The following is a 15,544-nucleotide window of genomic DNA, read 5'->3' on the forward strand; positions in this document are numbered from 1 at the left end:
TGTATGTTCCATCCGTTAAAAATGGGTATTGTTTTTTTATTGGCAGTAATTTCAGTTTCATCTCACGCTGATGAATATTTTGAACCTACATTACTTGAGACATTCGATGAGAATACCCCGCCACCAGACCTGACACATTTTTCAACTAAGCAACTCGCTCCGGGGAAATATCGCGTCAAAATCAGTATAAATTCGGATTTTTATGACCGACGCATGGTGGATTTTATCATGGATGACCATGAGCGGCTGACGCCTTGTTTTAGCGAGGACGAATATACGGAGATGGGGATAGATAAACATTCATCATTGGTGACAATGAACAAAACGCCTGCGCCTTGCCGCCCTGTTTATAGCGTCATTGAAGGCGCTACAGTGCACACTGATTTATCGCAGTTACAGCTCGATTTATCTATACCTCAGTTAGCATTGCGGTCACAGGTCGCAGATGATGTGCCTGAAACGCTGTGGGATGAAGGGATTACGGCCTTTATTTCCAATTATCGTCTGGACGGTTCTTCCACCCGGAATAACGGGGAAAGCGCCTTATCTTCCCGGGAGAACGATAATTTCCTCAACTGGAATAACGGGCTGAATGTGGGGCCCTGGCGTCTGCGAGATTCATCGTCATGGTCAAATTCCAACGGATGGAACAACCTGTCGATGTATGTCAAACGCTCGATCCGCCCGCTTAAAAGCAAACTGACCATGGGAGATTTCTCCACACAGCAGGATATCTTTGACCCTCTGGCTTTGTTAGGCGTTCAGTTATCTTCTGATAGTGCAATGCTTCCTAACAGCATCAACGGCTTTTCGCCTATCGTGCGCGGCATTGCAAAAAGCTATGCTCAGGTCACAGTGAGAAACGCCGGAGATATCATATACCAGACTAACGTACCACCGGGGCCTTTTGCTTTAAAAGATATTGTCCCTGTTTCTGATGGTGGAGAACTCGATGTTACGATTAAGGAGTCCAATGGTGCGGAAAATCACTACATTATTCCTTACGCATCGATACCTGAACTCCAGCGTGAAGGGCAGTTGAAATACAGTTTGTTAGCGGGCCAATATAAGGATGAGACAGTAGGAAATAAGCCGAATGTTATTCAGGCCAGTACCGCCTGGGGGTTGCCTTATAACCTGACATTACTCAACGGATTGCAATGGAGCCAGCACTACCAGGCCGCCAGTCTTGGTATCGGTGTTGATGCCGGCCATTTGGGTGCATTGTCACTCACTGCTGTTCATCAAAAAACGCAACCGGAGTATGAGAATCAAAAAAAGTCGGGTACTGCCGCACGTTTATCCTATGCAAAAGTTATTTCAACAAGCGATACCACTGTTCATGTTGAAAACTGGTTATATAGTAATAATTATTTATCTTTTCAGGATGCTTATAACCCTAATCAATATGAGAGTAAAATACGCAACCGGCAGTCAGTGAATATAAATCAACCCGTGAGTGATGAAGGAGAAAGTATATACTTCACACTTAGCCGGACGGGATATGAAGAATCCTCTGATATCATATATCAGACCGGTGTCAATGGCTCCATAAACGGAATATCTTACTCAGTTGCCGTCAGTAAAAGTAAAATGAGTAATAACAATGAATGGGATAAGCAGCTGGCGCTGACAGTTTCTGTTCCGTTTTCAGTGTTCTCATCTGATGCCAGTTACGGTTCAATATCATATTTAATGACGCAAAGTGGCGGTAAAGATAACTCCCAGCTAGTGACTGCTTCCGATGCGCTAAATGATAAACAAACACTTATTTATACCGCCAGCACGTCATACGAAAATGATAATAGTGGTGCAAAAGGCGCTGTCAGTCTGGATTATAAAAACAGTTCAGGCCAAGAAAAAATTGGTTATAACTATGACGAAATGCAGAAACAGTTAACATACGGCATGTCCGGAGGCGTATTATTGCATCAGGGGGGGGTTACTTTTTCTCAGTATATGGATAATGCTTCAGCATTAATCAGCATCCCTAATGTCAGTGATATTAGCATTGAGGGATATGATGGAATTAAAACAGACAGTAACGGGTATGCTGTCTTACCTAATATTATACCTTACCGTAAAAATGACGTTAAGGTTGAACCTCCGGCAGCGCGGGACAGTGAAGTCGAAATTACGGCTCTCGTTAATACCGTTGTTCCGACAAAAGATGCTATTGTTTTGGCAGAATTCGCAGCCCGGGTTGGACGAAAAGCCATTGTGATTCTGAATTACCATTCATTACCGTTGCCCTTTGGCACGGAAGTTAAACTAGTGCCTGGCGACCAGGAATTTTATGTTGCTGATAATGGCCTTGCTTATATCACCGGGATGCCTGAAGAGGGTACTCTCAGTGCAGATTTTGGTAATGGTCAACATTGTCAAACTGACTATAAATTGCCTCAAAAGAAAAAGGCTGGCAAATCCTCAATGGTAAAAATGGTGCTGGAATGCAACTAACTAAGATCCCTTTAATGTCAGTACTATTTTATGCGCTTATTTTTTTATCAAGTGCTCATGCTTGTAAAGGGCATTTAAACATTAATATTTTACCAAAAATCAATACATCCTTCAGCAGCGCCGTTATCGGCGATGTGCTTTACAAAAAAGAAGGCACGCTTTCTACGCTGGCCGGTAAAGATATAAAATTTATTTGTAATGAAGGGAACGGATTGCAGCAAATAACAGCCATTGGAAAATTACACAGTTTATCCCTTGCGAAAAATACCTATGCGACTAATCTTAGCGGCGTGGGTATTAGAATCACGATGGCCTTGCAACAAAAAGAGGGGTTCAAATGGAAAAAGCTCCCTTTTTATTTCTCAGAGAAAGTTACTTCTACTTTCGGTGCGGATGATATCTATATGCGTATTGAGTTGATTAAGACCGCAGATGAGGTTGCACCAGGTCAGTTAAACTATGATGAAAATAATGCGTTGCTGATAAGTGTCAATAATCAGCAATCCGTTTATAGTGTTGGCATACATCTTTCCGGCCTCATGACTTCAGGCACTTGCGATATCTTAACTGATTTAATAAATGTCGATATGGGGGTGCTAACCGTAGATAAGTCGAAAGGATATAACGGAGATACAGGACGTACAGATTTTGCTGTGCCTGTAAGTTGTGAAAATGTTCATGGCGTATTCATGACGATTAAAGGTAATCTTTATAAAGGGTTAAAGGATACCATTGCATTGATGGATATGCCCGGCAGCGCCAAAGGTGTCGGCATAAGACTAACTTATAAGGATATTCCGGTGGTTCTCGATAAGCCCGTTGATATTTCTGATCTCTTTCAACAAACGACGAAAAATAATATTCTTCTTTCAGCTAACTATTTTGTTTCGGATAATGAAATCGAGCCCGGGCTTGTCACGGCTATGGCCACATTAAGGATCGACTATTTATAATGAGCGAAACGTCGGAGCAGGGTTCCGGCTGTCTTTGGATAATATATGAAGAGGCAATTTTTAGAAGTGCTGACCCGACAAATTTGACGCCTGTAACCGTCAAACCTGATAGCGCTGCTGATGCAGCAGATAACCCGCTACGGCGAAGCGCACAGCACCGGGAAATTTACAATGATTTATTCGTTAAAAAGGTTGCTCTTACCGGCAACCTTTAGCGCATCTTGTTCCGGGGGAGTACACGTTGATGTGAATATTAGCGCTGGCGACTGATCACACGTCGGATGCAGTTTGTTATCTTATCTATCATCAAAACCATACTGGGGCTGCTTTGGAATGAGGGGGTAGGATCTGAGGTTTTTATTTTTTAAGCGTGTTTCAAGCTCCGTTCTGGTTTTTAAAGGAAAGCTTTCATATTCTCTTTCTAACCTTATATTTCCGGCAGGTAAAAGGGCAAAAATGTCATGATGTCTTCATTGATATGCGCAAAAGAAGGGGATGCCATCGTGAGCATCAACATCAGGAGGATTTTTTTCATACTGAACGTTCCTTGTTATTTAAACGCTTTTTCCATGCATCCCCAAAACTTACCCTGACTTTGATATGAAATATCAATGATTAAAGTTCTCTCATAGATTTCATGTATTAAGCAAACCTGTAATTACCTGTTGAGGCATCAATAAAGAATAAATATAGGGAAGTTGTTTTTCTGAGCAAGAACTATTTCCATTTCCTATGAATAGGGTGTTTTGCGATCCGAAGATCAATTCGGCGATTATAAGTTTGCGTTTTACGCCATTCCTGGTCGCTATTCCATTCATCTGATGATGCTTTGAGAGTATTCAGACGTTAACGTTTTTCCCTGACTGCTGGCACGTCGAAGAGACAAATCTGACGTATTTTTGAACGATTTTTTTGCCCCTTTTTTCTGCATTTACTGCCATTTATTCCCTTGTATGATCAGGGTTGTTGTGATGATCTGGAGGGCGAATCGGGATGAACAGCCGATCCGTCTGTGCTCAACGATTCAGCAAAGATTTAATGTTGCTTTTATGTGAACGAATTAACAAGCGGGCAAAATCCTGCTATGCTGCCCAGGCGCTAAAGGGCACTGTGCTCAGGTTCAGGACGTATAGTTTCAGAACAAGAAACCCTCTTACCCGCAGTGTCCCCGATTCATCAGACCGCTTGAATTCCCCTGTCCCTACAGGCATGACGCGATGCTGATGATGGAAGCCAGGCATAATAAATGACAATGAGAGCGAGGAGAAAGTCGTGCTAGAAGAATACCGTAAGCACGTAGCCGAGCGTGCTGCAGAGGGCATCGTCCCTAAGCCACTTGATGCTTCACAGATGGCAGCGTTGGTTGAGTCCCTGAAGAATCCGCCGCAAGGCGAAGAAGACACTCTGTTAGACCTGCTGATTAACCGTGTTCCACCGGGCGTCGACGAAGCCGCCTATGTTAAAGCCGGGTTCCTGGCCGCCGTCGCCAAAGGCGAAACTACCTCTCCGTTGGTCACTCCTGAAAAAGCTGTTGAACTGCTGGGCACCATGCAGGGCGGTTACAACATTCACCCGCTGATCGACGCACTGGATAACGACACGCTGGCACCTATTGCCGCGAAAGCGCTGTCCCACACGTTGCTGATGTTTGATAACTTCTACGATGTGGAAGAAAAAGCACACGCGGGCAACGAACACGCGAAAAAAATCCTTCAGTCGTGGGCGGATGCCGAATGGTATCTGTCGCGCCCGCAACTGGCCGAAAAAATCACCGTCACCGTGTTTAAAGTGACCGGCGAAACCAATACCGATGATTTGTCACCTGCTCCGGATGCCTGGTCCCGTCCAGATATTCCTCTGCATGCGCTGGCAATGCTGAAAAATGAACGCGAAGGCATTCATCCGGATCAACCGGGCAGTGTCGGTCCGATCAAACAAATCGAAGAACTGAACAAAAAAGGTTTCCCGCTGGCTTATGTGGGTGACGTTGTCGGTACCGGTTCTTCGCGTAAATCAGCCACTAACTCCGTGCTGTGGTTCATGGGTGATGATATCCCTCATGTGCCAAACAAACGCGGCGGCGGTGTGGTGCTCGGCGGCAAAATTGCGCCAATCTTCTTCAACACCATGGAAGATGCCGGTGCCTTACCGATTGAAGTGGACGTGTCCAACCTGAACATGGGCGATGTTATCGACATCTATCCGTATAAAGGTGAAGTGCGTCATCACGAAACCGACGAAGTGCTCGCCACTTTCGAACTGAAAACCGACGTACTGCTCGACGAAGTGCGTGCAGGCGGTCGTATTCCATTGATCATCGGCCGTGGTTTAACCACCAAAGCCCGTGAATCCCTGAAGCTGCCACAGAGCGAAGTGTTCCGCATTGCGAAACCTGTCGCTGCAAGCAACAAAGGCTTTTCGCTGGCACAGAAAATGGTGGGCCGCGCCTGTGGCGTTGCCGGTGTTCGTCCGAACGAATATTGCGAACCCAAAATGACATCGGTGGGTTCTCAGGACACCACCGGTCCGATGACCCGTGATGAACTGAAAGACCTGGCGTGTCTGGGCTTCTCCGCCGATCTGGTGATGCAGTCATTCTGTCATACCGCGGCGTATCCTAAGCCGGTTGATGTGACTACCCACCATACGCTGCCTGATTTCATCATGAACCGTGGCGGTGTTTCACTGCGCCCGGGCGATGGCATTATTCACTCCTGGCTGAACCGCATGCTGCTGCCTGATACAGTTGGCACCGGCGGTGACTCCCATACCCGTTTCCCGATTGGGATTTCTTTCCCGGCGGGTTCCGGTCTGGTGGCCTTTGCGGCAGCGACCGGCGTGATGCCTCTTGATATGCCGGAATCCGTTCTGGTGCGTTTCAAGGGCAAAATGCAACCGGGCATCACCCTGCGTGATCTGGTGCATGCGATCCCTTACTACGCGATTAAAGAAGGCCATCTGACCGTTGAGAAGAAAGGTAAGAAAAACCTCTTCTCTGGCCGTATTCTGGAAATCGAAGGCTTGCCGGAACTGAAAGTAGAACAGGCATTTGAACTGGCGGATGCATCCGCAGAGCGTTCAGCGGCAGGTTGTACGATCAAACTGGATCAGGCACCGATCAAAGAATACCTCAGCTCCAACATTGTATTGCTGAAGTGGATGATCTCTGAAGGTTACGGCGATCGTCGTACTATTGAGCGTCGTATCAAAGGCATGGAAGAGTGGCTGGCGAATCCTACCCTGCTCGAAGCGGATGCGGATGCCGAATACGCGGCTGTGATCGAAATCGATCTGGCGGACATCAAAGAGCCAATCCTTTGTGCGCCGAACGATCCGGATGATGCGCGTCTGCTGTCTTCCGTACAGAACAGCAAAATCGATGAAGTCTTTATCGGTTCGTGCATGACTAACATTGGTCACTTCCGTGCGGCCGGTAAACTGCTCGACAGCCATAAAGGCGCGTTACCAACCCGTCTGTGGGTTGCACCACCGACTAAAATGGATGCGGCACAGCTGACTGAAGAGGGCTATTACAGCGTCTTTGGTAAGAGCGGGGCGCGTGTAGAAATACCGGGCTGTTCACTGTGCATGGGTAACCAGGCGCGTGTGGCCGACGGTTCTACCGTGGTTTCCACGTCAACGCGTAACTTCCCGAACCGCCTGGGTAACGGTGCCAATGTCTATCTGGCTTCCGCAGAACTGGCCGCGGTGGCGTCCCTGCTGGGTCGCCTGCCAACACCGGAAGAATATCTCGGTTATATGGCAGAAGTGGATAAGACTGCGGTGGATACCTACCGTTATCTGAACTTCGACAAACTGAGCGAATATACGGATAAAGCTGACGGTGTGATCTTCCAAACCGCAGTCTAAATCGCTATATTTGCGCCAGTGTTGAAAGGGAGCTTCGGCTCCCTTTTTTATTGTGATTTTTCCAGAGGACTGCGCCATGGATTACGATTTTTTACGCGACATCACCGGTGAGGTCAAAGTGCGTTTTTCAATGGGCCACGAAGTGCTGGGCCACTGGCTGAATGAAGAAGTGAAGGGCGACCTGAGCGTGCTCGATCACGTTGAAGCCGCGCTGAGTGAGCTGAAAGGCAGCGAACGCCAGACGCAAATGGTTGGTCATGAATACACGCTGTTGTTAGCCGACGATGAGGTGATGATCCGCGCCAATCAGCTGGATTTCGACGGTGATGAGATTGAAGAAGGCATGAGCTATTACGACGAAGAGAGTCTGGCATTTTGCGGTGTCGAGGACTTCCTGCAAGTCCTCGCTAAATACCGTTCTTTTGTGACAACCTATCGCTAAAACTTATTTACCCCGCGAGGCGGTCCAGCAGAGCAGCGAACCGCCGACTACCATCAGCACCCCCGGCCAGAAACTCGCGCCCGGCAATGTGTGCAGCCATAATCCGGCAATCAGAATCGATGACAGCGGCGTGAAGTACGACAACGCGGCCACCAGCGTCGCATTGCCTTTTTTCATCGCGATATCCCAGCACTGATACGAAATGGCCGTCACCGCGCCCATTGCCAGCAGTTCAAGAATCGCCGGTAATCTCAGGCTGATGCGGTTCGATGAATAGGTAAAGTACAGCACCCACAGCACGGCACCGGTCGCCAGCAGAAACAACGGCAGCACGCCTTTACCTTTACACAATACCCGCACCAGATTGGAATACAGCGCCCATGAAACGGCAGCACCCAATGCCAGACCATAAGCAACCGGGTTGCCGTGCACATTACGCATTAGCTGACGAATATCCAGCCCGTGACCGCCGCTGATCGCCCATAACACGCCTGCAAACGCCAGTACTGCCCCCGGCCAGATCCACCAGCGTACGCGTAATTTCAGCAACGGAACCGCAAACAGCAGCATCAGACTTGGCCACAAATAATTGATCAACCCGAGTTCCAGCGTTTGCTGACGGGTATGCGCCAGACCAATCGCCAGCGAAAACGCCACCATATAAAAGATAAATAACAGACCGCAGATGATCAGATAGGCCGCAGATTCGCCGCGCAACGTTGGCTTGCCGCCGACCATCCAGACTAAAATCCCACTGACAGTATAAATTGACGCGGCCGCGCCAAAGGGCCCCAGAGATTCGGACAAACTGCGGGTGAGCGCCACGCTCATACTCCACAATAAAATGGCGAGAACGCCACACAGCGTTGCAAAACGATCCATAAGAAAGGTAAGCCTCTGGAAAAGGAGGCTTTTAAGATAAGCGATTGTCCCGGTTATTTACACCGGAACAATCCGCTTGAGGGGCGCTGAGTTGCTGAAATCATCAGAAGTAGAAACCGACTTCCAGACCCACGGTGGAAGTGGTGGTCGCGGGCTGATAATAACCGACGGTACGTCCGTTCAGATCACCTTGTTTCTCGTCAGACTTACCGTATTTCTGATGCACATAACTGGCTTTCACAAAAACATCTTTGTTGATATTCCAGGTCAGGCTGGTAAATGGCGAAAGCCTGGATTTCGGCTCCAGCCAGACCGAGCCCTGATTGCTGTGCGTCCAGGTTTTAATCGGATACAGCGCACCGCCTTCCAGACTCAGACGTGAATCTGTGGTCATTTGCCAGTTCGCACCCAATGACGCTTTAGCGTAAGGTTGCACAGTCACTTCCACGGCGGTGTACTGCCGCGTGGCATTTTCTGAGGCGATATAAACATCATTAGAGCGGATATTTCTCAGCCATGCCTGGCCGCCAAGCGCACCTTTCATATCGAAAGAAACACTGTCGGATGCCCGGTAACGGTAGCCGCGGGTCATGTCCGCACTGTAGCCGGTGTAATAGGTTTTGCCCTTGAGCGATCCGTTTTGCACGTTGGCCTGATCGTCAAGCGTACTGCCTTTATAACGGACGATCCCGAACATGACGCTCATGTCCCAGGCTTTTAATAAGCCGCTTTGCGTATCAAGATAATTATTGGATCCGAAATTAACGCGCAGGCGCGGGCCATGTTCAGCAACATATTTACCGTCCATATTATCGACGGATTCGTCCCACTTATAATATTCAGCACCGTAACTCACATAGTGCCGCATCCCTTCAGTATTGCTGCTTAACAAATTTTCCCCGGCCCGGGAAACCCCGGAAACCAATAAAGAACTCGCGACCAGCAGGCTGGGTACGGTCTTTAATTTAATCATTTTCATGTTTTATTTCTGCTTGCGGTGGATGGAGCTGTTTGCTTAGTAAGCAATGACGCGATGCTAATGGGCGGGCGGGGATAATTAAAGCAATTTATCTGTTTTTAATAAAAAAGCGATCTTTTGATCTGTCATAAGCTAAATTATTAGTTATAGATAAATTATATTTGATTTAGGGTTTGTGTATTGTTTTTTAAATTTGGCTTAATAGCTAGATCGATTGACGATAAATTTGACTTAAATAAAAATTTAATCACTCTTTAACTATTAATTTGCCTTAAGAAGTATAGCCGGTTTTTATACCGGCCAGGATATTTTACTTAAGGATTGCTTATTGAGTTACAGCGATGCGCCGCCGCAAATGATTAATTGCTGACCGGTAATCGCAGCCGCAGAAGGAGAAAGTAAATAACAGACTAAATCGGCAACTTCCTGAGGCTGAATAAACCGGCCAATCGGTGGCAATTTAGGCGGAGAACTTTGCCGTTGCGGATTATCCAGCATCGGGGTTTGCGTCGCGCCGGGAGCCACAATATTGACGGTAATGCCGCGCGGCGCCAGCTCTGCTGCCCAGCTGCGCGCCATGCCGGTCATGGCGGATTTTGTGGCGACGTACTGGCTGCGACCGGCGGCACCCGATGACGTCCGGCTGCCCAGCAATACGATGCGCCCGCCGTCGGGCATTTTATCTACCAGCCGGTCAGCCAGCACTTCTGCCACGCCAATATGCAGTTTCCACAATGCTTCGCTGGCCTGCAGATCCAGTTGCCCCAGCGGTGCTGCTTGCATCAGGCCTGCGGCGTGAACCACGGCATCCACCTGAGGCAGTGTTTCCAGAAATGCCGTCAGTTGTGTCGTGCCGGTGATATCCAGCAGGATACCGGTAAAGTGAGGATGAGAAAAACTCACTTCACGGCGCGCCAGTCCGGTCACTTTCCAGCCCTGCGCCAGCAGTGTCAGGCACACCGTTTCGCCAATGCCTGAGCTGCATCCTGTCACCAGCGCGTGTTTACTCGGTGTTGGGTTCATGGCTTACTCCTGACAATGAGGCCGGGCCGGTATCAGCCTTTTACCCAGGATTCTTCGACGCAGACGTATTTGATCGCCTGCCTGTAGTAGGTGAAGGCGATATGCAGTTCGCCGTTCAGCCCCTGCCTGATGCTGGGATAAGAAAATTCGCGGTTCAGTTTTTGCTGTGAGTTATTGGTCATGCAATAGCCATCGCCGGTTTCCAGATCGCGCAGGTATGGCCACGAGCGGCCACCGTCTTCCGAAATCGCCAGTGTCATCGGTGCGCGCGGAGCGCCCCAGAAGGCTGTGCGGCCACCGGTTTCCCCCGGCGTTTCGGTACGTACGTCGTCGTCTTCATCTTCAATCTCGTCATACAGCGAGGCCCGGCGTTCACTGGCATCGGCGGCGCTGAGATTATTGAAGACCAGCGCCAGATGCCCGTTGGCGAGCGTCGTCACCTGAATCGATGAGTTATTGTTAGGCAGTGCGGTCGGTTGCGGCGCGCTCCAGCTATTGCCGCTATCCACGGAACGGCTCTGGTAGATGAAATCTGCCCAGCGGCTGCGGTACAACGCCAGCAGGCTGCCGTCGTGCAGCGGCGTGATGTTCATATGCACGCAGCCGGTGCTTTCTGGCACTGCCACGTCACGCCAGGTTTTGCCCTTATCACTGGAAATTTTGACGGCGCTGTCGTCATTGTTGCCGACCCATTTTTCACCGGGCTGTGTGCGGCAATAAAATACCGGCAGCAGCCAGTCACCGTTGGCCAGCACGGTGAGCGGCTGACGGATAAAAGTGCCGGGCTCACCGAGTAATGTACCGATTTCTCCCCAGCTTTTTCCCATGTCGTGGGACTGACGAAAACGCACAATCGCGGTGTCCTGATTGCCGGATTTCTGTGCGGTGTACATCAGCCAGAGCACATTATCCGGGTCAAGAAACAGCACCGGATTTTGCTCGGAACGGCTGGCATCCTCTGAAAGTTTCACCGGCCGGCTCCAGACCTGCGCACCTTTTTCCAGGCGCGACAGGTAAATGGAAATATCAGCGATACCTTCCTGGGTACCGGCAAACCATGTGCATAACAGGCTGCCGTCGGGTAAAGGCAGCAGATTGGCGGCATGATTTTGCGGACAATCCGACGGCAACATAGCCTCACGGCGCGCGGCGTCATGTTCAGCAGTATGAACTTTGCCGCTGCGTTCGACGGTTAGCGTTTCAGTGATCATCTTAAGGCTCCAGACTTTTGAATAATGTGTGCATTTTTGTTTTTATTGGTGCGCTGTGGGATCAGACGGTCAACCAACATAATGATGGCCGGTGTGACCAGCGCGATATACATGTTGTTGATACCAAATGGATCGCCGAGCAGGTACCAGACGGAGGTCACTACGCAGGCACCAATCAGGCCGGCATTTGCACCGCGCGCACTTTTAAAGAACGGCAGATAAAAGGCCATCACCGCGACCACGGAAATCGACAGACGGATAGCGCGGGTGAAGAACGACAGCTTCAGCACTTCCGGCACCAGTAACACGAAAATCAGCGGCAGGAAGCCAATCAGCAGCGACAGCCAGCGGGGCATTTTGAACTCGCGCTCCGGCGTCGGGTTGCGGTAAGGCACGTAGAAATCTTTCACAATCAGCGAGGCAATGGCCAGCGCGACGGTACTCACGCTGACGAAAATCGACGCCACCAGCGAGGTAGTGACCAGACCGGCAAGCCACGGATTCATGTCCTGAATGAAGATTGGCAGGGCATACAGGCTGTTCATTTCAGGATGCAGGAACTTCGCCGCGACACCGATCATGCCAATCGCCAGCGCAATCGGAATGCAGAAGAAGAAAGCAACCCAGGTTGCGCGTTTGGCAGACTCGGCGCTTTTGGTCGATGAAATCGCCTGAATGACGAATTGCGTACAGAAGATGGAGCCGATGGTGCCGATCAGCCACGCGAAGATGGTGCTGGCACCGATGCTGCCGTCCCACGTCCAGTAGAAATCAGGCATCTCTTTGACCATCGGCATCACGCCGCCGGTCATGTGCAGTGCGATGCCCAGAATGATCAGTACGCCGATGTACTTGATGGCGCTGTGCAACATGGTGACCCACGCCATGCCTTTCATGCCGCCGAAGGCGAAGTAGAAGGTACTGACCACGGCGGTGATAAACGCCGCGACCGGCAGGTTCACTTTCAGCACGGTGGAAATTGCCGCCGCACCGCTGACGTAGTTACCGACGTTCACCAGCAGCAGGGCGTAAATCATGATGAGCGAAATAATGTTCTTGGTGGTATTGCCGTACTTCTCGGCAATCGCCCCGGAAATGGTGATTTTCCCGGTGTTATAAATGCGTTTTACCAGCAGTAAACCGAATATCGGGAAGCCGATGGCCGCACCCAGGATCGACCAGGACGCGGCGAAACCGCCTTCAAACGCCGCCTGTGCGGTACCGATGGTGGATTTTGCGCCGATGTATTCCGACATCAGCAACACGCCGACGATAAAGGCCGGCATTGCACGCGAGCCTTCCATGAAATCGCCGTTGGTTTTACTGCGTAACCGGTAGGTCAGCCAGGTGGTAAACACGATGTAGGCCAGAACTATACCGATGATAATTAACGTATCTGATGAGCTAAATTCTTTCATTTTTTCCTCACACAGCGCGTAGGGGACCCTGCCTGCGGATTTTCATGCGCAGGTGTCGGTGGATTCAGAAGGTGTAAGGCGCGTTTAATCGCGCAAATTAAAGGTCTTAATAACGGTCAGGATCTTTTGTGTATCGTCCTGCGTGAATTCGACCGGATACCGGCTTTCACCCACGTTAAAACCGAGCAGATTCACGGCTTTTTTAACCACAGCCGGGGAAAATGCGATGCTGTAAAGATCGGTTCGGATCTGATTGATATCGGCCTGAACGATTTCGGCCGCTGGCGCATTGTTTTCCTGCCAATGGCGGTAAACGGCATTCACCTGAGCAGGAATAATATTGGCGATACCGGAAATACATCCGGCACTGCCTTCGGTGAAACCTTTGTAAATCAGTGAGTCCGGCCCGGTCAGCACATCAAAATCCGCAAACTGACGACTGACCTCATGGAAGCCGTGCAGGCTTTCCCACGAACCGGCGCTGTCTTTAATGCCTTTGATGTTCGGATGGTCGGCCAGCACGCGCACGACCTCTGGCGTCAGCGTATTGCCGGTGCGGGCGGGAATATTGTAGAGATACACCGGCACGGTCAGCGCATCGGCCACCGCGCGAAAATGCGCGATCAGTTCCTGCGGACGCAATGCCGCAAACCACGGTGTAATCACTGACACGGCGCGCACGCCGAGTTTTTCAATCTGTTTGCCCAGCCTGAGTGTGTCACGGGTAGAAATCTCGCCGACATGCGACATCACGCCCGTGTCATCCCCTGCGGCTTCAAGACAGATTTCTGTTACCTGAATTTTTTCCTGCTCGCTGAGCATAAAAAATTCCCCGTTGGTACCGTTGCAGAAAATATTATTACCTGCCTGTTTCTGGCGTTTTACCTGCTGGCGCAATGCGTCGCTATCGAGTTTTCCGTCAGCGGAAAAGGGCGTCACAATCGCGGTATAAACTCCGGTAATGTTATTCATCTTATTCTCTTCACGTCGTTGTCGTCGGATACGAAATAAGGGGTTATCTGATGCTGCGGTAAATTTCTTCTATTTGATTTTTCTCTACCGGCATGGGCACATTTTTAATCAAACGTTGTACCTCTATTGCCCCCTGCGACAAATAGGGAATGTCGTCAGGTGTGATATTCAGCTGGCTTAATTTGACCGGTAAATCCAGGCGATGTACCAGTGCGTCAAAATATTCCACCAGCGCATAGGATTTTTCTTCCTCACTTAATTTCAGGTCAGCGTCCGGAATTAAATCCCAGGCGCGGGCGAATTTACTGACCGCCGACGGTCGTACAAACGCCATGCACGGTGCCAGCAGAATGGCATTCGCAATCCCATGAGGAATGTGATATTTCCCGCCGAGCGGATAGGACATCGCATGCACCATATGCGTACCGGCATGGGCAATCGACGCGCCGCCGTAATAAGACGCCCACAGCATATCCAGCCGTGCTGCCAGATTTCCCGGCTCAGCGACGGCCGTTTCGATACTGGCGAACAGTTTCTTCATGCCGACCAGGGCAAAGTTGTCACTGACCGGACTGGCGATCACTGACGTAAAGCATTCGAACAGATGGCACAGCGCATCAATGCCGGTGGAGGCCGCGATGTGCGCAGGCATACTGGTGGTCAGTTCCGGCACCAGCGCCACATAATCAGGCAGCATCACTGGCGTAATAATGCCGACTTTGGTTTCCTTTTCCGGGATAGCCAGAATCGCGTTTGGCGTGGATTCTGACCCGGTGCCGGCAGTGGTCGGGATCAGCAAAGACGGGGTGCGGCGCTGCGGCTTTTCACCGGCCAGCAGGCTTTCCAGCGTGACGTTTTCATCGCCCGCACAAAGCAGGGAAAGCAGTTTTGCCACATCCAGCACGCTGCCGCCGCCTGCGCCAATCACCAGATCTACGACAGGCTTTTTCAGCGCGCTTAGGATCGCCGTCACGTCATGCTGGCTTGGCTCCGGCGGCACGTTATCAATTACCGTCACCTGACAGCCTGCTTTCTGCATCTGTGCTATCAGCGATTGCACCGGCGGCAGGCCGATAATGTTCTTATCGCTGACCAGTAGCACCTGTCGTTTTCCGGTCAGAAGGTAGCCAATGTCCTGTAATGACTGATAACCGCTGATGATCGTACTGTCTATATTCATGCCTGATTCCTGCCGTCTGAGTCTTTTGTAAGAGTGAGTTCAATCACCAAAGGTCGATATGCCTCACATCGTCAGGGCAATTTATAGGCGAAATTGAAGTTGAATAATTTGATGTTGCTCACATATAATCAATCATGATTGAATATAATCATAT

The 15,544-nt window shown here is 50.0% G+C and carries 12 protein-coding genes; 5 read left to right on the top strand and 7 right to left on the bottom strand.

The window, feature by feature from the left end:
- Positions 1-3 precede the first annotated feature (3 nt).
- From ACOZIO_RS09730 to yacL, 5 genes are all read left to right on the top strand, one after another.
- Positions 4-2,460 carry a fimbria/pilus outer membrane usher protein gene (locus ACOZIO_RS09730; RefSeq protein WP_421595224.1) on the top strand — a complete coding sequence of 819 codons (2,457 nt, stop codon included), beginning with the start codon at positions 4-6 and terminating at the stop codon, positions 2,458-2,460.
- Entirely contained in the window at positions 2,451-3,413 is a 963-nt protein-coding gene (locus ACOZIO_RS09735) for a fimbrial protein (RefSeq protein WP_129991326.1), read from the top strand. Before ACOZIO_RS09730 ends, ACOZIO_RS09735 begins: the two co-directional genes overlap by 10 nt.
- Positions 3,413-3,628: a hypothetical protein gene (locus tag ACOZIO_RS09740; RefSeq protein ID WP_129991327.1), complete on the top strand. Its 216-nt coding sequence runs from the start codon at positions 3,413-3,415 to the stop codon at positions 3,626-3,628. Before ACOZIO_RS09735 ends, ACOZIO_RS09740 begins: the two co-directional genes overlap by 1 nt.
- Before the next feature lie 1,057 nt (positions 3,629-4,685).
- Positions 4,686-7,283 carry a bifunctional aconitate hydratase 2/2-methylisocitrate dehydratase gene (acnB, locus tag ACOZIO_RS09745; RefSeq protein ID WP_129953173.1) on the top strand — a complete coding sequence of 866 codons (2,598 nt, stop codon included), beginning with the start codon at positions 4,686-4,688 and terminating at the stop codon, positions 7,281-7,283.
- Between the two features lie 76 nt (positions 7,284-7,359).
- Positions 7,360-7,725 (top strand): protein YacL, encoded by a 366-nt coding sequence (gene yacL, locus ACOZIO_RS09750; protein ID WP_129953172.1) that lies wholly within the window; start codon positions 7,360-7,362, stop codon positions 7,723-7,725.
- A gap of 3 nt (positions 7,726-7,728) precedes the next feature.
- On the opposite strand, the gene yddG is transcribed toward yacL, so the two are convergent.
- The 7 genes from yddG to ACOZIO_RS09785 all read right to left on the bottom strand — a co-directional run bounded on the left by yddG (position 7,729) and on the right by ACOZIO_RS09785 (position 15,390).
- Entirely contained in the window at positions 7,729-8,607 is an 879-nt protein-coding gene (gene yddG / locus ACOZIO_RS09755; RefSeq protein WP_421595225.1) for an aromatic amino acid DMT transporter YddG, read from the bottom strand.
- Between the two features lie 103 nt (positions 8,608-8,710).
- Positions 8,711-9,586 carry a hypothetical protein gene (locus ACOZIO_RS09760; protein ID WP_421595226.1) on the bottom strand — a complete coding sequence of 292 codons (876 nt, stop codon included), beginning with the start codon at positions 9,584-9,586 and terminating at the stop codon, positions 8,711-8,713.
- Positions 9,587-9,919: 333 nt separating this feature from the next.
- Positions 9,920-10,609: an SDR family NAD(P)-dependent oxidoreductase gene (locus tag ACOZIO_RS09765; protein ID WP_421595227.1), complete on the bottom strand. Its 690-nt coding sequence runs from the start codon at positions 10,607-10,609 to the stop codon at positions 9,920-9,922.
- Between the two features lie 32 nt (positions 10,610-10,641).
- Positions 10,642-11,820, bottom strand: a complete 1,179-nt coding sequence (locus ACOZIO_RS09770) for a sialidase family protein (RefSeq protein ID WP_421595228.1) — start codon at positions 11,818-11,820, stop codon at positions 10,642-10,644.
- Positions 11,817-13,238, bottom strand: coding sequence for a sodium:solute symporter family protein (locus ACOZIO_RS09775; protein WP_421595229.1), 1,422 nt, complete (start codon positions 13,236-13,238; stop codon positions 11,817-11,819). The genes ACOZIO_RS09770 and ACOZIO_RS09775 overlap by 4 nt, the downstream gene beginning before the upstream one ends.
- A gap of 84 nt (positions 13,239-13,322) precedes the next feature.
- Positions 13,323-14,210, bottom strand: a complete 888-nt coding sequence (locus ACOZIO_RS09780) for a dihydrodipicolinate synthase family protein (RefSeq protein WP_129953166.1) — start codon at positions 14,208-14,210, stop codon at positions 13,323-13,325.
- A gap of 43 nt (positions 14,211-14,253) precedes the next feature.
- Positions 14,254-15,390: an iron-containing alcohol dehydrogenase gene (locus tag ACOZIO_RS09785; protein WP_421595230.1), complete on the bottom strand. Its 1,137-nt coding sequence runs from the start codon at positions 15,388-15,390 to the stop codon at positions 14,254-14,256.
- Between the last annotated feature and the right edge of the window lie 154 nt (positions 15,391-15,544).

It is taken from the genome of Rahnella sp. PD4 (assembly GCF_049199325.1).
GTDB classification, from domain to species: Bacteria; Pseudomonadota; Gammaproteobacteria; order Enterobacterales; family Enterobacteriaceae; genus Rahnella; species Rahnella perminowiae.